The 23,660-nt window shown below is 47.7% G+C and carries 20 protein-coding genes; 10 read left to right on the top strand and 10 right to left on the bottom strand.

Features of this window, described 5'->3' with window-relative positions; genetic code table 11:
* Positions 1 to 137: 137 nt before the first annotated feature.
* The gene (locus J7438_RS09045) at positions 138 to 896 is read left to right on the top strand and encodes a TlyA family RNA methyltransferase (protein ID WP_209276282.1); all 759 of its coding nucleotides are present in this window, start codon (positions 138 to 140) and stop codon (positions 894 to 896) included.
* Here J7438_RS09045 and J7438_RS09040 read toward each other — a convergent pair whose 3' ends face one another.
* Positions 897 to 1,277 (bottom strand): hypothetical protein, encoded by a 381-nt coding sequence (locus J7438_RS09040; RefSeq protein ID WP_209276281.1) that lies wholly within the window; start codon positions 1,275 to 1,277, stop codon positions 897 to 899. It lies immediately after the preceding gene.
* Between the two features lie 243 nt (positions 1,278 to 1,520).
* Between J7438_RS09040 and J7438_RS09035 the strand changes: the two genes are divergently transcribed.
* The gene (locus J7438_RS09035; protein WP_209276280.1) at positions 1,521 to 2,114 is read left to right on the top strand and encodes a phosphatase domain-containing protein; all 594 of its coding nucleotides are present in this window, start codon (positions 1,521 to 1,523) and stop codon (positions 2,112 to 2,114) included.
* A gap of 39 nt (positions 2,115 to 2,153) precedes the next feature.
* Here the strand turns inward: J7438_RS09035 and J7438_RS09030 are convergent, their stop codons facing one another.
* The gene (locus J7438_RS09030) at positions 2,154 to 2,417 is read right to left on the bottom strand and encodes a YihD family protein (RefSeq protein ID WP_209276279.1); all 264 of its coding nucleotides are present in this window, start codon (positions 2,415 to 2,417) and stop codon (positions 2,154 to 2,156) included.
* 142 nt (positions 2,418 to 2,559) lie between these two features.
* On the opposite strand from J7438_RS09030, the gene J7438_RS09025 reads away from it, so the two are divergent.
* Positions 2,560 to 2,940 carry a hypothetical protein gene (locus tag J7438_RS09025; RefSeq protein ID WP_209276278.1) on the top strand — a complete coding sequence of 127 codons (381 nt, stop codon included), beginning with the start codon at positions 2,560 to 2,562 and terminating at the stop codon, positions 2,938 to 2,940.
* Between the two features lie 61 nt (positions 2,941 to 3,001).
* On the opposite strand, the gene glpX is transcribed toward J7438_RS09025, so the two are convergent.
* A complete protein-coding gene (gene glpX / locus J7438_RS09020) occupies positions 3,002 to 4,012 on the bottom strand; it encodes a class II fructose-bisphosphatase (protein WP_209276277.1) in 1,011 nt (336 codons plus the stop codon).
* Between the two features lie 675 nt (positions 4,013 to 4,687).
* Between glpX and rpsL the strand changes: the two genes are divergently transcribed.
* The 4 genes from rpsL (at position 4,688) to tuf (ending at position 9,154) form a co-directional block, all read left to right on the top strand.
* Positions 4,688 to 5,062, top strand: coding sequence for a 30S ribosomal protein S12 (gene rpsL, locus J7438_RS09015; RefSeq protein WP_101748082.1), 375 nt, complete (start codon positions 4,688 to 4,690; stop codon positions 5,060 to 5,062).
* Between the two features lie 150 nt (positions 5,063 to 5,212).
* Complete coding sequence (rpsG, locus tag J7438_RS09010; protein WP_101748087.1) at positions 5,213 to 5,683, top strand: 30S ribosomal protein S7; 471 nt, start codon at positions 5,213 to 5,215, stop codon at positions 5,681 to 5,683.
* Between the two features lie 18 nt (positions 5,684 to 5,701).
* Positions 5,702 to 7,804 (top strand): elongation factor G, encoded by a 2,103-nt coding sequence (fusA, locus tag J7438_RS09005; protein WP_209203121.1) that lies wholly within the window; start codon positions 5,702 to 5,704, stop codon positions 7,802 to 7,804.
* A 156-nt stretch (positions 7,805 to 7,960) separates the two neighbouring features.
* Positions 7,961 to 9,154 carry an elongation factor Tu gene (gene tuf, locus J7438_RS09000; RefSeq protein WP_209276276.1) on the top strand — a complete coding sequence of 398 codons (1,194 nt, stop codon included), beginning with the start codon at positions 7,961 to 7,963 and terminating at the stop codon, positions 9,152 to 9,154.
* Positions 9,155 to 9,297: 143 nt separating this feature from the next.
* Here tuf and J7438_RS08995 read toward each other — a convergent pair whose 3' ends face one another.
* From J7438_RS08995 to J7438_RS08975, 5 genes are all read right to left on the bottom strand, one after another.
* Positions 9,298 to 10,440, bottom strand: coding sequence for a hypothetical protein (locus tag J7438_RS08995; RefSeq protein WP_209276275.1), 1,143 nt, complete (start codon positions 10,438 to 10,440; stop codon positions 9,298 to 9,300).
* A gap of 533 nt (positions 10,441 to 10,973) precedes the next feature.
* Entirely contained in the window at positions 10,974 to 11,825 is an 852-nt protein-coding gene (locus J7438_RS08990; protein WP_209276274.1) for a hypothetical protein, read from the bottom strand.
* A gap of 452 nt (positions 11,826 to 12,277) precedes the next feature.
* The gene (locus J7438_RS08985) at positions 12,278 to 13,393 is read right to left on the bottom strand and encodes a hypothetical protein (protein WP_209276273.1); all 1,116 of its coding nucleotides are present in this window, start codon (positions 13,391 to 13,393) and stop codon (positions 12,278 to 12,280) included.
* Positions 13,394 to 13,887: 494 nt separating this feature from the next.
* Entirely contained in the window at positions 13,888 to 14,763 is an 876-nt protein-coding gene (locus J7438_RS08980) for a hypothetical protein (protein WP_209276272.1), read from the bottom strand.
* 447 nt (positions 14,764 to 15,210) lie between these two features.
* Complete coding sequence (locus tag J7438_RS08975; protein ID WP_209276271.1) at positions 15,211 to 16,320, bottom strand: hypothetical protein; 1,110 nt, start codon at positions 16,318 to 16,320, stop codon at positions 15,211 to 15,213.
* A gap of 546 nt (positions 16,321 to 16,866) precedes the next feature.
* Here J7438_RS08975 and J7438_RS08970 point away from each other — a divergent pair.
* Positions 16,867 to 18,492, top strand: a complete 1,626-nt coding sequence (locus tag J7438_RS08970; RefSeq protein WP_209276270.1) for an ankyrin repeat domain-containing protein — start codon at positions 16,867 to 16,869, stop codon at positions 18,490 to 18,492.
* Positions 18,493 to 18,601: 109 nt separating this feature from the next.
* On the opposite strand, the gene J7438_RS08965 is transcribed toward J7438_RS08970, so the two are convergent.
* Entirely contained in the window at positions 18,602 to 19,264 is a 663-nt protein-coding gene (locus J7438_RS08965) for a class I SAM-dependent methyltransferase (RefSeq protein WP_209276269.1), read from the bottom strand.
* Positions 19,265 to 19,550: 286 nt separating this feature from the next.
* Between J7438_RS08965 and J7438_RS08960 the strand changes: the two genes are divergently transcribed.
* Positions 19,551 to 20,258: a SapC family protein gene (locus tag J7438_RS08960; protein ID WP_209276268.1), complete on the top strand. Its 708-nt coding sequence runs from the start codon at positions 19,551 to 19,553 to the stop codon at positions 20,256 to 20,258.
* A 46-nt stretch (positions 20,259 to 20,304) separates the two neighbouring features.
* Entirely contained in the window at positions 20,305 to 21,126 is an 822-nt protein-coding gene (locus tag J7438_RS08955; protein WP_209276267.1) for a serine protease, read from the top strand.
* A 106-nt stretch (positions 21,127 to 21,232) separates the two neighbouring features.
* On the opposite strand, the gene J7438_RS08950 is transcribed toward J7438_RS08955, so the two are convergent.
* Entirely contained in the window at positions 21,233 to 23,653 is a 2,421-nt protein-coding gene (locus J7438_RS08950) for a glycogen/starch/alpha-glucan phosphorylase (protein WP_209276266.1), read from the bottom strand.
* Between the last annotated feature and the right edge of the window lie 7 nt (positions 23,654 to 23,660).

The following is a 23,660-nucleotide window of genomic DNA, read 5'->3' as shown; positions in this document are numbered from 1 at the left end:
GTATCCGTGATTGTGCTTATTTCCCTGGCAGGTTTCAGTTAAATCCTCTCGGTGAGTATGGCCATTGCAACACCTGAACTGATTTGCGACTGGTGTATAATGCCGGATCAGTTGTCGTTTCTATTTAAAGTTTATTTATGCGCAGACTCGATCTTATTCTTGTGGATCAGGGTAAAGTGTCCTCCCGAAGTCGGGCCCAGCGATTAATCAGTGAAGGCAGGGTGAAAGTCCGGCAATCAGAAGGCTGGGAAACACCGGGCAAAGCGGGTCAGAAATACCCTGACTGGGTTGAGATTGATATCTGTCAGGATGAAGCCGATCAATTTGTCTCCCGGGGCGGAATGAAACTGGCGGGGGCACTGGCGGTGTCAGGTATATCCCTGACCGGTGCGACCGTGATTGATGTTGGCCAGTCTACCGGTGGGTTTACGGATTGTGCCTTAAAGGCCGGGGCGTCCAGAGTCGTAGGCGTTGAAGTGGGTCATGGCCAGCTGGTCGAGTCGCTGCGTCAGGATCCCAGGGTGGTCTGTCTTGAAGGGCTGAATGCCCGTGCATTGCCTGCTGCACTCCTTGACCATACGGACCAGCAACAGGGATTTGATCTTGCGGTTATGGATGTGTCGTTTATTTCCCAAACCAGAATTTTGCCATCGCTGGTGCCTCTGTTAAAACCGGGAGGGCAGCTGCTGAGCCTGGTTAAACCCCAGTTTGAGGTGGGGCCCGGCGGTCTGGGTAAGGGAGGGATTGTCAGGGATTCCCGGTTGTATCCAGAGGTTGAGCAATCTATCAAAGCCTGCTGCATTGAGCTTGGTTTACAGGTGAGAGGTTACTTTGACAGCCCGATTACCGGGGGTGATGGCAATCGTGAATTTTTCATCTGGGCTCAGCGCCATTGATCATGGGCCCAGTTTCCATGCTTTTATAGGAAGTGTGTAGTGTTTGATAACGGTCTTCAGCCGCTGCCAGTGTGACTGGTCCTCTGCCGTTTTGAGAATCAGAACAATCCCCGCTTTTTTCCCGGTCAGCATGCTGTAGTTTAATGACTGGCCGATTGCCTCCGGCCACTTTCGGGCAAATTCAACCTCAATGGCGTATTGATCGGTAAGGCAGTCAATACGACGACCGTCTTTCAGTCGGTGCTCCACTTTACCATCCATCCCTTCACACCAGACTTGCTGATACCAGGACTCTGAGGGCTGTGCCCTGCTCACTGCGGCTGATGCCGAAATGGTCAACGCTAAAATGGAGCCGGTCATTCTGTTGAGTACTGTGGTCATGGCGCTTTCTGAGGCCTTTTCAGACTGTTTGCATCGGCAGGACCGGGAAAAGAAGGAGATGGCTTTGTGGTTGGAAGGTGATGTTGAAAGGATTTGGTTTTCAGGAAATCAGCTAATTAGAAAAAAAACAACATTGTGCTAGTTTTAACCACACCCTATCAAGTAATGATTGAGGTTAGTGTAATGTACTTTGTCAAACTTTGTCGGTTCTGGGTCCCTTCCCTGTTTTTCGTGGCACTCAATATGTTTTCACCTGGTGCCCTTTCCGACCATGAGGAAGCCTGTGACTGGGGACTGAACAGGGTCACGGCTTATGAATCCGGTTTTCGCGGAGTCCTGCCGCCAAAAGCCGATGGATGGAACCATCAGAGTTATGAGGTTCTTGGCAAGAGAGATGGCCTGAAAACCTGGCTGGTCCGTTATGATGATCACTTCTACCGGGGAGGTGAGCTGGAGAGTGCTGATGGTGCCCACAGTCTTGCCAATCTTGGGATAAAAACCGTTTTTGCCATCACCTCGGCTGATAAAGAACGTGAATGGCTGGAAAGTCAGGGCATTAAAGTTGTCAATTTATCTTTTGACAAGAATGCCAGCCTTGACCAAAGCCAAATCCGGCATATAGCTGAACAATTGAGTGCTCATCCTGCTCCGGTGTATGTGCACTGCGTAGGAGGCACCCAGCGTGGCGGTGTGGTGGGTGTTATCTACCGCCTTACCCACGGCTGGAAACCTGACCAGTCACTGCTGGAATTTGCTTACCTGGGCGGCTCTTTGAAAGCTAATGATAATACCCTCAAGGCTGTTCTGAAGACTCTGTCTTCAGGTGTGCAGCACTGACCTCTCAATAGTCGGCGCGGGAAGGAAGCATTTCCTCGGTCATTTACAGCCGCGAGCCTTGAGCAGTGCTTCCTTAAAATCGACCTCAACATCTTTGGCGAGGCCCGGAATCATCGCATCCGGAGCCTCGCCTTTCATTTTCAGATGATAGATCAGCAGGTCATCCGTTACTTCGTTAAGGGGCCCTTTGTGGCCAGCTTCTGTGGCCAGGGCTTCAATAATCTGTACCAGGTTCAGGTGACCCTGTTTTTGCCACTGTGTGGAGAGGAGTTCAATCAATTCGTTAATTCTGTAACAGCTCATATTTCAGTACTCAACATGGTGAAGGTTTTGAGGTGCTTTGCGGTGTGGCAAGAGCACGAATCATCTGAAACTTTTCATTAGTTCCAAGTGTCTGACAACAGTCTATCGAACAATTTTTTTAAGCAAAACGGAATTATTATCTATGAATATTGGCGATGCAGCCGCACATCTTGCTATGTTTGGCCTTAAAACGATGACCACCAATGAAAGCTCGCTTTTCGGCTTCTCTCAGCCAAAATGGATGAGTCATTCAGTGACGATCATTACCGGGACTTTAGGTACCATCCTGAGCGTGGCGCAATGCTCTCTGGAGGGCTGGAGCCCATCAAAGCGCACAAAGCTTATGCTGGTAGTGAATGTGGCCACTATGGCCTACGGCCATTGGGCTAGCCTACAAGAGTCTGCTTTTAGTGCTGCCTGTTTGAAAGAGTTTAGGGATTTTGGTGTTATGAGTAACCCGAATTGCGACTCCCCTTGTGATTTGCTTGGTCTGCCCAAAGATCAATGTATAGTGCATTCATAGATAATGTTCGCAAAGTGCTGTTTAACATTCACCACCGGCTTATTCAGACCTGGCTTGTGGGTTAAAGAATGATGTTCTTAATATCATCATCCTTGCGATCCAGATAGTGAGTGGACTGGATGCGGCGGATGGTTCGGGATTTACCGCGAACCACCAGGGTTTCGGTAGTGGCGATATTGCCGGTGCGCATAATGCCCTGGAGCAAGTCTCCCTTAGTAATGCCGGTGGCTGAAAAGACGACGTTATCGGAACTGGCCATATCATCCAGGCGCAGTACTTTACCCGGCTCGACCCTCATTTCCCGGCAGCGTTCCGCTTCCTGTCGGCCTGCTTCAATATTTTCCGGCGTTTCCCCCTTGGCTTTGTCACGGGTTACCAGACGGCCGTGCATATCACCACCCAGTGCCCGGATAACGGCTGCTGAAACCACGCCTTCCGGTGCTCCGCCCACGCAGTACATCAGGTCAACTTCGCTGTCGGGCATGCAGGTAAGAATGGAAGCAGCAACATCCCCGTCGGGAATGGCAAAGACGCGAACACCCATGCTCTGCATCATGGCAATGGCGGCATCATGGCGTGGTTTGGCTAGGGTGATGACCACCAGACTCTCGATGGGCTTGTGCAGGGCGCGGGCGACATTCCGGATATTCTCACGCAGTCCCAGATTCAGGTCGATCACGCCATTGGCACCTGGTCCACAGACCAGCTTCTCCATATACATGTCCGGCGCTTTCAAAAAGGAGCCTTTTTCACCGGCGGCCAGAACGGCGATGGCGTTATTCTGGCCCATGGCCGTCATGCGGGTGCCTTCAATCGGGTCGACAGCAATATCAATGCTTTCGCCATTGCCGGTGCCGACTTTTTCACCAATATACAGCATGGGTGCTTCGTCGATTTCTCCTTCACCGATCACAATCTCACCGTGCATATCGACTTTATTCAGCATGGTGCGCATGGCTTCGACGGCAGCACCGTCAGCGGCATTTTTATCACCTCGTCCCAGCCATTTATACCCTGCCAGGGCGGCAGCTTCGGTGACCCGTGAAAATTCGATTGCCAGTTCGCGTTTCATTGAGTTTTAAACTTTGAAGGTGTGTGGGGTGACGACTTTAGCATATCTGGTAATACTCTGGCAGCGCTTATCACTTGCTCGGGGAAGTGGTTGCCGGATAAGGGGGGATTTATTAAAGAATATATAAATCATTGGGTTATCTGTTTTTTCTGGCTTTCTTATGTTAACTTTTTGCCCGTAAATTATTCTCCCGGCCTTTGGTTAGCCCTCCTTCTTAGGGTAGACATTAAGCGCCTACTCCTGTTAAAGATGGAACCACGAAGGACACGAAGAGCACGAAGGAAAAGAATAGCTCTTCTTTGTGCTCTTCGTGTCCTTCGTGGTCCCATCCGAAACCCCAATGAAAATGGAGGGATAAGCTTAATGTCCAACCTAAGAGCCCCCCTTAACACAGTAAGAATCCCCTGTTAAACACGCTTCTGTGCCAGACTATGGGATATTTCTCGCTATATATGGCTGAATCCCCTACTTGACGTTGCTTTTGTCGATCCGTAAAATTTCTGCGCTTTATTTTGCCCGTGGTTCGCTTCTTGTGAGTTAGTCGTGGACCGGGTCGTATAAGCCGGTTTCTGCCGGCTTTTGCTGTTTAAAGCAGGAGTTTGGACTGCTCTTTCCTCTGACGGTTCAGGCTCAACACTTAGAAACGGTTCTCGAATAGAGATTGGAGTTTGCTGAATGGCAACAATTAACCAGCTGGTGCGCAAGCCCCGGAAGCGTAAGGTTAGAAAGACGGACGTGCCTGCGCTGCAGGCCTGTCCTCAGCGTCGCGGGGTTTGTACCCGTGTTTATACTACTACCCCTAAAAAGCCTAACTCTGCGCTGCGTAAAGTATGTCGTGTGCGTTTGACCAACGGCTTTGAAGTGACTTCCTACATCGGTGGTGAAGGTCACAACCTGCAAGAGCACAGTGTTGTTCTGATTCGTGGCGGTCGTGTAAAAGACTTGCCAGGTGTTCGTTACCACACCGTTCGCGGTAGCCTGGATACCCAGGGTGTTAACGACCGTAAGAAGGGCCGTTCCAAGTACGGTACCAAGAGACCTAAGGGCTAGAAACTAGTTGCAAGAAACTAGTGTCAAGCCGGGTAAGAATTTATTTAATAATCAGGTTGATGAGAGTAAGGCCAGGTCACTGCTTTTTTGTATCGAAAAAGTCATTGATTGATCCTGGATTACCTGAAGACCGACGTAGAGGGCTTATCAATGCCAAGAAGACGCGTAGTCGCTAAGCGCGACGTGCTGCCAGATCCTAAGTTTGGCAACAAAACACTCACTAAATTCATCAACCACGTGATGGTCAGCGGTAAGAAATCTGTCGCTGAAAAGATCGTATATGGTGCCCTGGACATCGTTCTGGAGCGTACCAATAAGGAGCCTCTGGAGCTGTTCGAAAAAGCTCTGGAAACCATCGCTCCTATGGTAGAGGTTAAGTCTCGCCGTGTTGGTGGTGCCACTTACCAGGTACCCGTTGAAGTTCGCCCTGCCCGTCGTACTGCCCTGGCTATGCGCTGGCTGGTAGACGCTGCGCGCAAGCGTGGTGAAAAGTCCATGAAACTCCGCCTGGCTGGAGAGCTGCTGGACGCTGCCGAAAGCAAGGGTGCTGCCGTTAAGAAGCGTGAAGACGTGCATCGTATGGCTGAAGCCAACAAGGCATTCTCCCACTACCGTTTCTAAGTATCAGAGGATTGAGTCGTGGCCCGTAAAACCCCGATCAACCGCTATCGCAACATTGGTATCTGTGCCCATGTTGACGCGGGTAAGACAACGACCACAGAACGTGTTCTGTTTTACACCGGTCTGAGCCATAAAATTGGTGAAGTTCATGATGGTGCTGCCACCATGGACTGGATGGAGCAGGAACAGGAGCGTGGTATCACCATTACCTCTGCTGCTACTACCTGTTTCTGGCGTGGTATGGATGCTCAGTTTGATGAGCATCGTATCAACATCATTGACACTCCAGGACACGTTGACTTTACCATCGAGGTAGAGCGTTCCCTGCGTGTACTCGACGGTGCTGTCGTTGTACTGTGTGGTTCTTCCGGTGTTCAGCCTCAGACTGAAACCGTATGGCGTCAGGCTGACAAGTACGAAGTACCCCGTATGGTCTTCGTCAACAAGATGGACCGTACCGGTGCTGATTTCGAAATGGTGATCAGCCAGCTGCGTGACCGTCTGAATGCCAACGCTGTCCCCATGCAGATGACCATCGGCGCCGAAGATGAGTTCAAGGGTGTGGTTGACCTCGTGAAGATGAAGTCCATCATCTGGAACGAAGAAGACCAGGGCATGAGCTTCACTTACGAAGACATTCCTGCCGACATGGAAGCGCTGTGCGCAGAAATGCGTGAGTACATGGTCGAAGCTGCCGCTGAAGCCACTGAAGAACTGATGGAAAAATACCTCGAAGAGGGTGATCTGTCAGAAGAAGAGATCAAGGCCGGTATCCGTGCCCGTACTCTGGCGAACGAAATCATCCCTGTGTTCGGCGGCTCTGCCTTCAAGAACAAGGGTGTACAGGCTGTTCTGGATGCCGTTATCGAGCTGATGCCTTCGCCAAAAGAAGTGAAGGCGATCGAAGGTATCCTGGACGACGCAGAAGGCACGGTTGCCACGCGTGAAGCTGACGACAGCGCTCCTTTTGCTGCCCTGGCGTTCAAGATTGCCACTGACCCATTCGTGGGTACTCTGACCTTTATCCGTAACTACTCGGGTGTTCTGAGCTCCGGTGATTCGGTTTATAACCCGGTCAAGAGCAAGAAAGAGCGTGTTGGCCGAATGGTTCAGATGCACGCTAACAATCGTGAAGAGCTGAAAGAGTGTGTCGCTGGTGACATCGTCGCGCTGATCGGCATGAAAGATGTCACCACCGGTGACACCCTGTGTGCGATGGACAGCGTGATCACTCTGGAGCGCATGGAGTTCCCTGAGCCGGTAATCTCTGTTGCGGTTGAGCCAAAGACCAAGGCTGACCAGGAAAAAATGGGTATCGCTCTGGGCAAACTGGCCCAGGAAGATCCATCTTTCCGCGTACACACTGACGAAGAGAGTGGCCAGACCATCATCTCCGGTATGGGTGAGCTGCACCTGGACATCATCGTTGACCGTATGCGTCGCGAGTTCAAGGTAGAAGCGAACATTGGTAAGCCACAGGTTGCCTACCGTGAGAAGCTGAAAGGCTCTGTTGACGCTAACCACAAATTTGCCAAGCAGTCTGGTGGTCGCGGTCAGTACGGTCACGTTGTTGTTGAATTCTCGCCTGCTTCCGACGGTGAAGAAGGTCTGGAGTTCATCAACGAAATCGTGGGTGGTGTGATTCCGAAGGAATACATCCCGGCTATCCAGAAAGGTATCGAAGAACAGATGAAGAACGGCGTTATCGCCGGCTATCCGCTGCTGGGTCTGAAAGCTCGTCTGTACGATGGTTCCTTCCACGATGTTGACTCTAACGAAATGGCGTTTAAAATCGCTGCTTCGCAGGCTCTGAAGAAATACGCGCCTCAGGCCAAGCCTGTCCTGATGGAGCCTATGATGAAGGTCGAGGTGGTAACACCGGAAGACTACATGGGCGACGTTATGGGCGACCTGAACCGTCGTCGCGGTATTGTTCAGGGGATGGAAGATACACCTTCTGGCAAGGTGATTAATGCTCAGGTGCCGCTGGGTGAAATGTTCGGCTACGCTACCGATCTGCGTTCAGCAACTCAGGGGCGTGCTACATACTCCATGGAATTCCATGAGTATGCCGAAGCGCCCGCCAGCATTGCTGAAGCGGTCATCAAAAACCAGGGTTGATATTAACTAAGGGGTTCTGACAGTCGGCTTCCCGGGAATAACCGTTTTTTTTTATGTTTTTTTAACATGAGAAATTCTTTCCGGTGACAATGGCTGTTAGAATGCCCTGCTTGATATTGCTACCCTCGAACTATCTATAGCTAAAGGTTAAGAGACATGGCTAAGGAAAAATTTGAACGCTCGAAGCCGCACGTAAACGTCGGCACCATCGGTCACGTTGACCACGGTAAAACCACCCTGACTGCAGCACTGACTCGCGTATGTGCTGAGACCTGGGGCGGCACCATGCGTGCATTTGACCAGATCGACAACGCTCCAGAAGAGCGTGAGCGTGGTATCACCATCTCTACTGCACACGTAGAGTACGACTCTCCAAACCGTCACTACGCCCACGTAGACTGCCCAGGACACGCTGACTACGTTAAGAACATGATCACCGGTGCTGCCCAGATGGACGGCGCGATCCTGGTATGTTCTGCTGCTGATGGCCCCATGCCACAGACTCGTGAGCACATCCTGCTGTCTCGTCAGGTAGGTGTACCATACATCGTGGTATTCCTGAACAAAGCCGACATGGTTGACGACGAAGAGCTGCTGGAACTGGTCGAGATGGAAGTTCGTGAACTTCTGGACACCTACGACTTCCCGGGCGACGACACGCCAATCATCATCGGTTCTGCCCTGATGGCCCTGAACGGCGACGACACCAACGAAATGGGTACTTCTGCTGTACGTAAGCTGGTTGAAACTCTGGACGAGTACATCCCAGAGCCAGAGCGTGCGATCGATCAGCCATTCCTGATGCCTATCGAAGACGTATTCTCCATCGCTGGTCGTGGTACTGTAGTAACTGGCCGTGTTGAGCGTGGTATCATCAACGTTGGTAATGAAGTAGAAATCATTGGTATCAAAGAGACTACCAAGACTACCGTTACTGGTGTTGAAATGTTCCGTAAGCTGCTGGACGAAGGTCGTGCAGGCGAGAACATCGGTGCCCTGCTGCGTGGTACCAAGCGTGAAGACGTTGAGCGTGGTCAGTGTCTGATCAAGCCAGGCACTGTTACTCCGCACACCAAGTTCGAAGCTGAAGTGTACATCCTGTCCAAAGAAGAAGGTGGTCGTCACACTCCCTTCTTCAAGGGCTACCGTCCACAGTTCTACTTCCGTACTACTGACGTAACCGGTGCTGTAGAACTGAACGAAGGCGTTGAAATGGTCATGCCTGGTGACAACATCAACTTCGTTGCTACCCTGATCAACCCGGTAGCGATGGAAGAAGGTCTGCGCTTCGCGATCCGTGAAGGTGGCCGTACTGTTGGTGCTGGCGTTGTTGCCAAAATCATGGAGTAATACATTTTCTAACGAAAATGTATTCCCAAACCCCATAGGAACCCCGGCTTAGGCCGGGGTTTCTCGTTTTGGGCAGGGAAAAGTATGTGTTCCCAGAAGTTTAAAGCTGGAATGAAGCTGCTCGTCCATGACTTAACCGGGAATCAAACAAGAATCAAGTCAAGCGGTTCCAGCTCCAACTTCCCGACAATAGGTGGAGCAACGTCATCATACAGTTCCTCCAGTTCCTGCTGTTCTTTAGTGAGCAGTGCTTTCTGTTTTGCTGCCCTGTTAAGCCAATCTTCGGTTTTATGGATGGCATCTTTCAGTCTCTCGATATCGCACCCGTAATCTTCCAGGCAGTAGCGTTGCACAGAGTCATACAAGTCCTCTTTGTCAGGGGCCGGAATACCCGCCGCATCTCTGGCCTTCTCAAGCCTGGCGAGCTCTTCGTTCTTGAGCCTCAAATTCTCTGTTTCACCATTTTCTTTATAAAACTTTATGTAGTCATTGATCTTTGCGGATTCAGCCGCATAAAGCTGGGTCCGCAATTCGCGCAGAGACTCCTCCATTCTTTGATATTTTGATAAAAACCGCTCTTCTGGTGAAGTAAAAGCGGTTATCTCGGCCAATTTTTCTCGGGTATCCACCGACGCTGACACAGCTGAAGTAATAAAGTTAGAGATTGAATGGGTGAGCATATAGCCAATAGCAAAAACTCCGACTGTAATCAATAAACCGATAGGTACAGCTAAAGCTACCGCGGCCACCGCCTTTGGAAAACTTGCACAAAGAATTAAAGCACCAACAAAAAGCGCAGGTGTCACGGCAGAGGCCAGCACTAAGTTTAGAGTGTGTAACAACACAGAGGACACGGTGTAAGCCTTGCTGCGTATTGCTTCTACCAGTGAACTCCGGTCAGTCTCTGGATTATTGACCTGGTATATTGTCTTGAAGCTTTTAGAAAAGATTTTAATCGCCAGGGCCAGCTTTTTTATTTTTCCGGGTGGGCGCTTGAACTCCGGATCATCGACGGTAATATCATCAGCCTTAAATGGTGAATGCACCTGATCAATGGCTGTTTTTTTCGGTGACGAAGTTGTCATTAGTTTGAGTTTTTCGGACGATTTGAGTTCTGTAGATTTCTCAGTAATAGAGACTGCTCTGTGAGAGAGTGGCAGATCTGAGCTTGTCTGGCTTTTGGGCCCGACAGCTTTATCATCACCTTGCTGCTCTGTCGCTTTTTTTTCTTGAGTTGAGGGGGTTACATATCCTGATAATGTTGCCGAACCAGTTGTGTTAAGCATGGGACACTCCTTGTCTTAATTGCTGGTAATTAGAGATTGCCTGCAAATTCAGGTAGGTAATTAATAAAACATTTCCGTCTGTTTCTAATCAATTGAAGATATTTAACGATTTTTTACTCTATAAAGCACTAACCAGCCGGTAAGCATAGCTAACCGCTGGCTGCTACTTGTGGGCCACCAGTAGAATGAAATGTTTAAGGTTCTCCTGAAAGCTGCTATGCCCATCCTGTCCAGAGAATAAGGGGGTCTTCATACCAATGGCACTGACTTAAGAGTGAAAGCCTTGCCATACGTAGGCTTTAAGGCCCCCTGCGATTTGAACCACAAAGCACACAAAGAGCACAAAGGAAAAGAAAAGCTCTTCTTAGTGCTCTTTGTGTGCTTTGTGGTTCCAATTCAAATATCTCAACCTGTATCAATCCCCATGTTTGTGGGGCTTTTAAGCTTAAGTCAGTGCCATTGGTCTTCATACGCCATTTTTAAAGGGCTGACGTCTACAGGTTTAACAGTACACGGTGCCCATTACCTTCGAATTACATAGGAGCCCGGTGAGCCGGGTTTTCGTCAGCAACCACAGCATTCAGTTTTTGCAGTTCCTGTTCATTACAGAGCCGTTCTTTCTGTTTTGCTGCCCTGTTAAGCCAATCTTCGGTTTTACGGATTTCCTCCTTTAGTTCCTCAATAATGAACTGATGGAACTCAGACCACTCTCTCTGGTAATAACGCTGTAAAGAATCATACCATTTATCCTTGGCAGTGCCTGGATTCAAAGTTTGAGTATCAAGTTTGGCCTGCTCTCTGGCTTCACGCTCTGCTTCACTGGATTGACAATGTCTTAAAGTACTGGACAGCTCAGCATCAATAAGCTTGGTTTTCAATACGGTGAGAGACTCCTGCGTTCTTTGATATTTGTTTAAAAATCTCTCTTTTGGTGATGTAAAGCCGGTCATCTCGGCTAATTTTTCACGGGTATCCACCGATGCTGCCACGGTTGAAGTCACCAGGCGAGAGATTCCCTGGGAGAGCAGCCAACTAATACCAAAAGTCCCAAAAATTACGGTGATGGCGATAGCCACAAGAAAAATATCCAGGAGTATAGTGTCTGACTCTCCACAATTACGACAAGAACCCATAAGGCCTAAAAACCCTTTTAAGATGATTGCTCCGGTCAGTATGTCTAACACTGCAGCGGTCCCGGTGAAAACCCGGTTACGTATTTTTTCTACCCGTGCACTCCTGTCAGTCTCTGGATTATTGAAACAAGACATTGTTTTAAAGCTTTTAGAAAAGATTTTAATCGCCAGGGCCAGCTTTTTTATTTTTCCGGGGGGGCGCTTAAATTCCGGATTATCAATGGTAATCTCATCAGCTATAAGCGGCTGCATCTGATGAAATGCAGTTGTTTGCCCGGGCAAAGGTTCCATCAATAGCCTGAGGTTTTCGGACTCTTGAAACTCTGGAGGTGCCGCAGGAAAAGATACGGCCCTGTGATGGATAGGCTTCCCTGAGTTTGTGGAGCTTTTTGGCTTAACGGCTGTATCGTTCCGGTCCTGGCCTGTCAAATCCACAGCTAAGGGTGTATCAAATCCAGGTTTTATTGTTGAGAATTCACTGCTTACGTTATTCATTGGACAATCCTTGTGTTAATTGTTGGTATTTAGATGGCACGTGCAGGTTTTGCTACGGAGTTAATAGAACTTTTCCACCTGATTTTGATTAGTTGTTAAAATGTCGAACGTATTTAATAATTTTCTTTTCCATAAAACACTGACCTGAAGGTAAGTAATACTAACCCCGGCTCGTTAAGTTACCTGTAGAATTAAGGCCACGCTGGAAATTAAACATGAATCAAGTTAAACGGTTCCAGCTGCAACTTCCCGGAAATAGGTGGAGCAACGTCATCATACAGTTCCTCCAGTTCCCGCTGTTCTTTGGTGAGCAGTGCTTTCTGTTTTGCGGCCCGGTCAAGCCAATCTTTGGTTTTACTGATTTCTTGCTCCAGTTCCTCAATTTTGAACGCGTAAAACTCATACCAGTCTCTCAGGTGTTCGCGCTGTTTAGATTCAAACCATGTCTCTTTTTTAGCGCCAGGATTCAACTTTGCAATCTCCTTTCTGGCACGCTCTTCGGCCTTAATCTCTGCGTTTCCTCTGTCACAATTTCTTAACGTTCTGGCCAGCTTTGCATCAATAAGCTTGGTTTGCAGTACGCACAGAGACTCCTCCATTCGTTGATATTTTTTTAAAAACCTCTCTTCTGGTGACGTAAAAGCGGTCATTTCGGCTAATTTTTCACGGGTATCCACCGATGCTGCCACGGTTGACGTCAACAGGCGAGAAATTCCCTGGGAGAGCAGCCAGCCAATACCAAAAGCCCCAAAAATTACGATTGTGGCGATAAGATCAATAATAAGCAGTCCGAGAAAATTTACTGAAGATCCAAGACTCTCATGGGAACCCAAATAATCTATAAACCCTTTCAGGATTATTGCCCCGGTTAGGATGTCCAACAATTTAGTGGACACGGTGAAAACCCGGCTACGTATGGTTTCCACCCGGGCACTCCGATCAGTCTCTGGATTATTGAAATCAGACATTGTTTTAAAGCTTTTCGAAAAGATTTTAATCGCCAGGGCAAGCTTTTTTATTTTACCGGGTGGTTGCCTGAACTCCGGATCATTAATGGTAATATCAGCCTTCAATGGTGAATGCATCTGGTCAATGGCTGTTTGTTTTGGTGACGAAGTTGTCGTCAGCTTGAGTTTTTCGGATGCTTTGAGTCCCGGTGATTGCTCGGTTAAAGAGACTGCCCTGTGAGAGAGTGACTGATCTGGCCTTGTATGGCTGTTGGACTCGACAGCTTTATCGTCCCTTGGCTGCTCTGTCGCTTTTTTTGCTAGAGTTGAGGGGGTCGCAGATCCCGATAATGTAGTCGGACCAGTTATGTGAATCATGGGACACTCCTTGTCTTAATTGCTGGTATTTAGAGATCGCCTGCAAATTCTGGCAGGGAATTGATAAAACATTTCCGTCTGTTTCTCATCAATTGAAAATATTAAATGATTTTTTATTCAATAAAGCACTAACCAGCCGGTAAGCATCGCTAACCCCTTGCCGGTACTTGTGGGCTGGGAGCCTGTCGGACTTAAGCGTCCGTCTAGGCGACCCCGTAGCGAGGATTGCGAGAAATTGAGGATAAAAATTTCTGCTTCTGAGGAGAATAGCGGGGCTATTTGACGAAGAAGCAGGAATTTTTAGACCAATTTATCGCAACCGCAGTAGGACAGTCTTAAGTCCGACAGGCTCCTAGCTGTAGAATGAAATGTTTAAGGTTCTTCTGAAAGCTGCTATGCCCACCCTGTCCAGAGAAGACGGCGGTCTTCACACGCCATTTTCAAAGGGTTAACGTCCACAGTTCTAACAGTACACGCTGCCCATTACCTTCGAATCACACACGAACCCAGTGAGCCGGGTTTTCGCCAGCAACCACACTATTCATTTCTTGTGGTTTTACAGGTTCATTGGAGAGCCGATTTTTCTGTTTTGCTGCCCTGTTAAGCCAATCTTCGGTTTTATGGATGGCATCCTCCAGATGCCCGATTGTGTACCCGTAACCCTTCCTCAGGAAGTAGTACTCCACAGATTTATACCATTTCGTTTTGACTGGGATACCCGCCTCAATTTTGGCAGACTCAAGCCTGGAGCGCTGTTCCTGCCTAAGTCTCAAATCCTCTGTCATACCTTTTTTCTCATAATATTCTATGAGAAAATCAACATCTGCCAGTTCTGCCGCATAAAGCTTGGTCCGCAATGCGAAAAGAGACTCCTCCATTCTTTTATATTTTGTTAAAAACCGCTCTTCTGGTGAGGTAGAGGCGGTTATCTCGGCCAATTTTTGACGGGTATCCACTAACGCTGACACGGCTGCAGTAATAAAGTGAGTGGCGCACTCGGTGAGGGCGTAGCCCATGACATAAAACAGGAAGGTATGGGCTGCAATAATCAATCCAGCGACAACAAGGAAGAACACTGCCCCTGGCTGACTTGCAAAAAGACTAAAAGCACCAATAAATAACCCGGCTGTGATTGCAGAGGCTTGCACGGCGTTTAAAGCTTTTAACAATATAGAAGTCACGGTGAAAACTCTGCCTCGTATGGTTTCTACCAGTGAACTCCGATCAGTCTCCGGATTGTTGACCTTGTATATTGTCTCAAAGCTTTTAGAAAAGATTTTAATCGCCAGGGCGAGCTTTTTTATTTTTCCGGGTGGTTGCTTGAACTCCGGACTATCAATGGTAATTTCATCAGGTTTAAACGACTGCATTTGCTGAAATGCGGTGGTTTGCCCGGGCAGAGGTTCCATCAATTGCCTGAGGTTTTCGGACTCTTGAAACTCTGGCGGTGCCGCAGGAAAAGATACGGCCCTGTGATGGACTGGCTTCCCTGAGTTTGTGAGGCTTTCTGGCTTAACGGCTTTATCGCCCCGGTGCTGTCCTGCCATATCCACAGTTAAGGGTGTATCAAATTCAGGTTTTGTGGTCGAAAATTCACCGCTTACGATATTCATAGGACCATCCTTGTATTAGTTGTTGGTATTTAGATGGCACGTGCAAGTTTTGCTACGGAATTAATAAAATTTTTCCATCTGATTCATTGTTAAAATAACGTTACTATTAAACAGATTTCTTTTTCATAAAAAACTAACAGACCGGTTAGAGATGCTAACCCCTGGTCTGGTAAGTCAGCTGCAGAATTAAGGCCACACAGAAAATTACACACGAACCCAGTCATGCGGGTTTACTGATTCCAGCTGCAACTTCCCGTCAATAGGTGGAGCAACCTCATCATACAGTTCCTCCAGTTCCCGCTGTTCATTAGTGAGCAGTGCTTTCTGTGTTGCGGCCCGGTCAAGCCAATCTTCGGTTTTACGGATGGCATCCTCCAGTTTTTTACTATCGTCCACATACCATTCATACCACTCTCTCAGGCAATAGCGCTGTAGAGAATCATGCCATTTCTCTTTATGGTCAGGATTCAAAATGGCAGCCTCCTGCCTGGCCTGCTCTTTGGCCTTAAGCCTTGATTCCTCTGTTTTATAAAGGTCTAACTTTTTGACAAGCTTTGCGTCAATAAGCTTGGTTCGCAAGGTGGTAAGCGACTTCTCCATCCTTTGGTATTTTTTTAAAAACCTCTCTTGCGGTGAAGTAAAGGTTGTCATATCGGTCATTTTTTCACGGGTATCCACCGATGCTGTCACGGTTGCAGTCACTAAGCGAGAAATTCCCTGGGAGAGCAGCCAGCCAATACCAAAAACACCAAAAGATAAGCCTGCAATGATCACTACCGTCAAACCAACTGCGAACGCCTCCGCTGTCTGACCAGCTGGAGTTTCAAGTATTTCCAAAAGATGTTTAAGCCCTACCAGGATTATTGTTCCGGTTAGTATATTTGACAGTATCGAGGTCACAGTGAAAACCCTGTTACGTGTTGTTTGTACCCGTGCGCTCCGATCAGTCTCTGGATTATTGAAATGAGATATTGTCATAAAGCTTTTGCAAAATATTTTAATCGCCAGGGCAAGCTTGTTAAATTTGACGGGTGGGCACTTAAACTCCGGATCATCAATGGTAATATCATCAGCTTTAAATGGTGACTCTATTTTGTTAAACGCTAATCCGGGTGACGGTTCCATCGATAACCTGAGGCTTTCGGACTCTTCAAGCTTTGCCGGTTTTGCAGCAATAGATACTGTTCTGTGATGGACTGACTGACCCTGGCTTGTATGGCTTGTTGGCTCAATAGTTTTATTGTCCCCTTGCTGCGCTGGTACTTCTTTAGTCAGGGGCTTCATTTTTTCTGAGTGTGAAATTCCGTCAAGCATAGGACACTCCTTGTATTAATTGCTTGTATTTGGATGGCATATAAAATATTTGATAGGAAGTTGATAAAATAGTTCTATCCATTTCTGATTCATTGTAAAAATATTGAATGATTTTCTTTTTCTTAAAGCACTAACCATTCGGTTAGTAATGCTAATACTTGGCTTTTTGGGGTTGGCTATCGGGGTACAAGATGAGGCCTTTGCGGGGTGGGTGGGGCTTAATGTCTACCCTAGAAGGTTCTTTTGGAAAATACCGAAAATTACTGGATTGATTAGTTGTTGTTAGTATGGGAACTAAATTCTTAAATTTTACTCCAATGGAGAAAGCTTTTATCACAGTGTGTTAAGTTAGTTAACCAAATGAAATCATATTTTCTGGCTAAGTGAACAGTCACTCTGCGGCGTTACAACTCCGGTCACATAGCTAAGGCTATGCTCCCTACGTTGTGCCTTGCATAGTAACTGTCCACTTAGCCAGAAAATACGATTCCATTTGCCCAACTACTTAAGCGATGCCCTTAATTAATAATGTATTAAGTAATTTTAATGGAAACTACAAGTCAACCTTTTAGCACCCTTTGTTGCTGCACTGATTTTAGGGAATGCCCAAATCCTCCCGGCGATTCCGAGAGAAATGAATGCAGAAGCGCAGGATACCGAAAAATACAAATTACAGAATCCGTCAATAATCTTAGTGCCGGTGAACGTGCCGGTGAACGTGTCAGTAAACGTGTCAGTAAACATGTCTGTAAAGATAGCCTCGACATGAACCCAGAGGAAAAAAAACATCATCATGTTCCTCATATTCGGGTACGCAGCAGTTTACATGATGAAGATATTTTAAGACAAAGCACCAGAGAAGTTCAGCAGCTGCAACGTATTCATGAAGTTATCAATTGGAATACACGGTTTGGGGGTATACCACCAGAAAGACAACAAAAAAGAATAGAAGAACTGTTGAAAGCATATCGTCGTAGTTCTAGCTGGGTGAATATGGCAATCGTGCATGGCTACCTTGATGTGCTTAAGTATTTTATCAACAAAGGGGAAGAAATTAATAATATTGGCCCCTCCTCCCACATCCGGAGAGCCGTTTCTTTTGGACAATTGGAAATCGTGAAATATCTGTTTGATCTCGGACTCAAAGACAAAGACAAGTCTTGCTTCATCCCTGGCGAAGGAATTGAAAATGAGGGACTTATCCACGAAGCAGTTCGATCATCAAATATGGATGAGGATACAGCCTGCAGATTGATCAAGTTTCTTCTGAGCAGGGGAGAAGATCCTGATGCTTGTTGTGGTGCGATTACTCCTCTCAAGTGGGCAAAGAAGTTAAATAAATTACGCATTGCCAGACTTTTGAGGCAAAGAAGCAACCTTAAGAGATATTGCTTATTGTCCGTGAGTGAGAAAAAAGAGTTTGACTGTTTAATTTATTTGCAAAACGCAATTGAAAGCAAAGAGAAATCAGACATCAAATCACTACGTAAGAAATTACGTTTAGACTCTGCTATAGCGATGCAAATGGCATCCAAGCACGGATTCCTTGAAGTTCTCAATTATTTTGTTGGCCAAGGAAAAAAAGTTTGCAAAAAATCTTTCCAGGCTCTTATCTGGTCAGCGGTTTCTCATGGACAATTTGAGATTGTGGAATATCTGACTGACCCAAAGCTTAACGATAGGAAAAAAAATTATTACAAACCTGATCATCAAAGCGGTATTGATGCACTTATCAATGCTGCAGTTCAATCAACATGGATGGATGAGCAGACAGCCTGTAGGATGATCCAGCTTCTTTTAGACAAGGGGGAGCCTGTAAATGGCCATGGCAAATACACCCCTCTGGTCCGGGCAGAGGCACTTAATAAAACGGTGATTGTTGATTTTTTAAAGAAAGAAGGCGGTCTTAACATACAGCAGCCTGAAGAAAAAGTTTGTGATGATATGCCTGCACCGCCACATGATGATCCTGCTGAGCCTCAGGGAGCTTGTGGCTATTCCCCAACACCATCAACTTCTCCTGCTGATCCTGAGGGAAATGGCTATTTTTCAATACCGCCAGCTCCTCCTGCGTATGATTCTTTAGAGTATCGGTTATACCCTCCACAGACTTTTGATGAACCGCCTCCAAGTTATGAGGAGTCAATGAGAATGGACAAGAACCCCGAATAAAAATTGTCTCGTTCCCACACCGCAGAGGTTGCCGAAAAAGACAGATTAAAAAGACTTTTGCGACAGCCTCTGCGGTGTGGGAACGAGTAACTCTCTGTGTTTATTCTTCTTAGCGCTTGATGGCAATGGTAAGCCCATCGGAAACAGGCAGTATCATCATATCAACACGATCATCATCGTGAATTTTCCGGTTTAATGCCTTCAGTGCTGCAGTGTCTTCATCGCTTGCGTCTGCATCAGCTACTCTCCCGCTCCACAGCACGTTATCGATAAGAATCAGCCCACCAGGGCGAATAAGCTGCAGGCATTGTTCGTAATAAACGTCATACCCCGTTTTATCCGCATCAATAAAGGCCATATCAAACTGATTAAGTTCACCGTTCCTGATCAGTTGATCCAGGGTTTCAGACGCCGGAGCCAGGTGAAGTTTGATCCGCTCAGAGACGCCGGCTTTTTCCCAGAAGGGTTTGGCTATGTCGGTATACTCACTGCTGATATCACAGGCAATCAGCTCCCCATCATCGGGCAGCGCCAGGGCAACAGAGAGCGCACTGTAACCGGTGAAAACACCAATTTCGATGGTCCTGCGGGCATTGGCCAATTTTGCCAGCATGGCCATAAGCTGCCCTTGCTCGGCAGAGATTTGCATCATTCGGTAGCGGTGGTGGCTGGTCAATTCCCGGAGCTCTTTTAATGCCGGGTGCTCACGCAGACCAACGTTATAAATATATTGATAGAGCGTATCATTGAGTTGCAGGGTTTCAGTGGACATTGGTGGGGGACTCCGTTTAATTCCTGAGAAAAAATAAATCAAGGATATGTTTTTTATTGCTGACTATTAAGCCAGGAATGAAGCTTGGAAATGAGTAGTTTTTATTCATTGTTATCATTCTACTGCAGCAATCACTTACTCTTAACAACCATATAACATTTTATTCGTTGATACCTTTAATGTGCTATGTAAAAATTTTAAGCTCAGGTCAGCTTAAATATGTCATTATAACTATTTTTAGAAGTGGCTATATAGCCAGACAAAACAAGAGAGGCGGCCCCTGATTATGGCAACATTACTGTTTTACAATGAGCCGGCATTTCTCAACCGGGAAGTGCATAAGACCCTTAAGTTCAAGGCATCTGACGACTACTCTTTCACCGAAGAGGTAAACTCTGTACCACTGACAGGTATCGAGTTTTTTGAAGCCAGCCGTGATATGCCTGTGCTCTTCAGCAAGGATGAGCAGGGCAACTTTTTCCCCCTTGCCCTGCTATCGCTGATGGATGCAGGGCATAAGCATCTGGGTGAGGCGGGCAGCTGGAGTGACAGCTATATTCCTGCTTTTATCCGGCGTTATCCTTTTGCCCTGACTGATGAAGGCAGCGTTTGCTTTGATCAGAAAGCCAGTCAGTTTGCTGGTGAAGAAGGTGAAGCACTTTTCAGTGATGACGGTGAAAATACAGAAACATTGAATAACATCATTCAATTTCTTAATAACTATGATCAGCAGTATAAGAATACCCTTGATTATTGTAATGAATTAAAAGCGCTTGATCTGCTGTCTCCGTTCAATCTTCAGATCCTCCTGGAGGAGGATAAGCCCCTAAGACTCGAAGGGTTATTAGTTATTGATGAGAAAAAACTGAATTCCATTCCGGAAGAAAAAGTTAAAAGCTGGTTTGATTCCGGTTGGCTGGCGTGGACCTATGCACACTTACACTCTCTGGGTGCATTAAACCGTCTTGTTAAGCGACAGAAAACAAAACTGTAATATCCATTACCACTTTGTGGTTTTAACATTGAAAGGGACTTCAATAGTGAAAAAACTCCTACAGATGGCCGTGTTGGCATTAAGTCAATTAGTTTTAGTATTTGCTGTAAGCGTCAGTGCGCATCCTGAAAAGACGAGTAGCCATTCAGGAATAAAAATTGTTGGTGGTGATGAGCTTTCTCCATTTTCCCGTCCTTATATGGCGTCATTAAGAGTATTTGGAGCGATTCATTTTTGTGGCGGGGCCTTCATTGGTGGCAAGTATGTCCTGACGGCCGCCCATTGCGTCGAAGACCTTGAGGATGATGCAGACTCTATTTCCGTCTGGTTGGGGGGGCATAGACTCAGTGAGCCGGGCTCTGGCAGTTTCTACCCGGTGGCCAGGTTTTATATACATCCAGACTATAGCTATGAATTCCTCGATAACGATATTGCCATTATTGAATTACAGCAGGACGTTGAGGGTATTGAACCTGTTCCGCTGATTTCTGAAGAACACTTTGCAGGCATTAATAAAGGTTCAGTATTTGAGGTGATGGGCTGGGGAACCCTGGGGTATGAGAAGGGACAACCAGACACGCTACATGTGGTTCAGGTGCCCTATGTGGAGAGAGAACTTTGTAACTCCGGGCAACATTATGACGGAGCTATTACCAAAAATATGCTGTGCGCTGGCTTTGATGAAGGAGGCAAAGACTCCTGTCAGGGCGATAGTGGTGGCCCCATGGTTTATAACCACCAGGGCACCTGGTACCAGCTGGGTATCGTGAGTTGGGGTTACGGCTGTGCTGAGCCGGGTTACCCGGGAGTCTATACCAACATCGTTGAACTGTTGGGTTGGGTCAGGCAGATAGTTCCTGATATTTGAGTTCAGTACTCGTCACGTTGGAGCGCAGAAAGTCAGTGGTCTGGGAAAAGATTAACAAGAATAATTAGCGGCAGCTCACGCTCAGTGAGCCGCCAAAACCACCCGGTTATTTAATACCCCAAACTTTCTCTGCATAGTCTGCAATAGACCGGTCAGAAGAGAATCGACCCAGGCGTGCGGTATTCAGAACGGCCTTGCGCCACCAGATCCTTGGCTTACGGAAAGTGTCGGATACTTTCTGCTGAGCTTCGCGATAGCTTTCAAAGTCAGCCAGAGCCATAAACTGGTCACGATGCATCAGATCTTCCGCAACGGGTTTGAGCAGGTCGGGCTTGTGCTGGCAGAAGGAACCATTCATCAGAGCGTCAATGGCCCGCTTCAGTACCGGATTGTTCTCATAATAATGGTATGGGTTGTAACCCTGCTGCTGCAGTTCGGCAATCTCATCAACAGTTTTTCCGAAGATAAAGATGTTGTCATCGCCCACCGCTTCGGCAATTTCCACGTTGGCTCCGTCCAGTGTCCCAATGGTCAGTGCACCATTCAGGCCCAGCTTCATATTGCCGGTACCGGAGGCTTCAAAACCGGCCGTGGAGATCTGCTCGGAAAGATCAGCGGCAGGAATGATCTGTTCCGCCAGGGTGACGCGATAATCCGGCAGGAATACCACTTTCAGGCAGTCATCCAAACGACGATCGTTGTTAATTACCTGGGCGACCTTGTTGATCGCCAGAATAATCTGTTTGGCCATTATATAACCTGGTGCGGCTTTAGCGCCAAAAATAAATACCCGTGGGGTATGTTCGGCATCCGGGTTATCGAGCATTTCGTGATACAGGCTGATGATGTGCAACAGGTTTAACTGCTGACGCTTGTACTCGTGCAGTCGCTTAATCTGAACATCGAACAGCGCATTGGGGTTAACGGTGACCTTGCACTCTTTCTCAATCAACCGCGCCAGTCGCTCCTTGTTTTTGAAACGGACATTGGCAAAGGCATCGAGAAAATCGGGAGATTCCGACAGTGGTGTCAGCTTTTCCAGCTGATCCAGGTCTGTACGCCACTCTTTGCCGATATTCCGGTCCAGCAGTCGTGCCAGGCCCGGGTTACAGTGAGCCAGCCAGCGTCTTGGGGTAACACCGTTGGTGACGTTTACCAGCTTGCCGGGATACAGGGCGTCAAACTCGGGGAACAGATTGGCTTTAACCAGCCCACTGTGCAGCGCGGCAACACCATTGACCCGGCGACTGCCAATCACTGAAAGGTTGGCCATGCGGATCATGCGATCACCGTTGTCCAGCTCTTCGAAGATGCTGACTTTCTTGATGACCTCTACATTGTCGCCCCATTGCTCTTTAGCCTCTCCGTTCAGGAAGACATAGTTGATCATCTCAATGATCTGCAAGTGTCTTGGGAGAACACGGTCCAGCAGAGAGGCAGACCATTTCTCCAGAGCTTCTGGCAACAGGGTGTGGTTGGTGTAGTGGCACATTTCCTGAGTGATGGCCCAGGCCTGATTCCAGACCATGCCTTCCTCGTCCATCAGTAGGCGCATTAATTCCGGAATAGCGATAGCCGGGTGGGTGTCGTTCAATTGCAGCGCGTAGTGTTTTGCCAGACTGCTTAATGGCAGGCCACGCTGCTTATGCTGGCGGATAATGTCTTTGAGGGAGCAGGCCGTGAAGAAGTACTGCTGGATCAGTCGCAGATCTTTACCCTGCGGCGTTGAGTCTTCAGGGTACAAGACACCGGAAATGGTATCGCCATCCACCAGGTTACGGCAGGCTTCCAGATACTCACCCTGGTTGTATTTATCCAGATCGATAGGATAGGCACCCACCAGGCTTTCCCAGAGACGGAGACGGTTTACATAGTTTCCGCCAAAGGATGGAATGGTGATATCCCATGGCACACCGAAAAGCTTCTTGCCAGGCACCCAGTGGTTATTGCCATCGTTGTCCATTTCCATATGACCGAACAGGCCAATCTCAACGGTCTCGGATGGACGACAGGTTTCCCAGGGGCTGCCAAATTCACGCCAGACATCCGGCTTCTCTTTCTGGTAACCATCCACAAAGATCTGACGAAACAGACCATAGCGGTAGTTGATGCCGTACCCGGTGGCTGGAATATGCTGGTTGGCCAGAGAATCCATAAAGCAGGCGGCCAGACGACCCAGACCACCGTTGCCCAGGGACATGTCACGCTCCTGATCCAGGACATCAGAAATGCGTACGCCGTGGGATTGCAGCAGGGTGGCTGCGGTTTCGTAGAGTCCAAGGTTCATCAGGGCATCACCCAGCAGGCGTCCCATCAGGAATTCCATAGAAAGGTAACAAACGTGTCGTTGTGGCTTGGTCTCTTTGGCATTGCTCAGGCTGCTTTCCTGAAGCTGGTCCAGATTAATGTCACGGAGTACCAGAGAGAGGGCCTGCCACCAGTCGCGATGTGTGGCTTGCTTAGGAGTCGTGCCCAGTTCACGACGCAAGTGTTTTTCAAGCTCGGAGGTAAATGTTTTCTGATCCATGTGATGT

It is taken from the genome of Thalassotalea sp. G20_0, assembly GCF_017744175.1.
Taxonomy (GTDB): domain Bacteria; phylum Pseudomonadota; class Gammaproteobacteria; order Pseudomonadales; family Endozoicomonadaceae; genus Endozoicomonas.
Note: the sequence above shows the minus strand (reverse complement) of the source record. Positions and strands in the feature narration are given on the sequence as shown.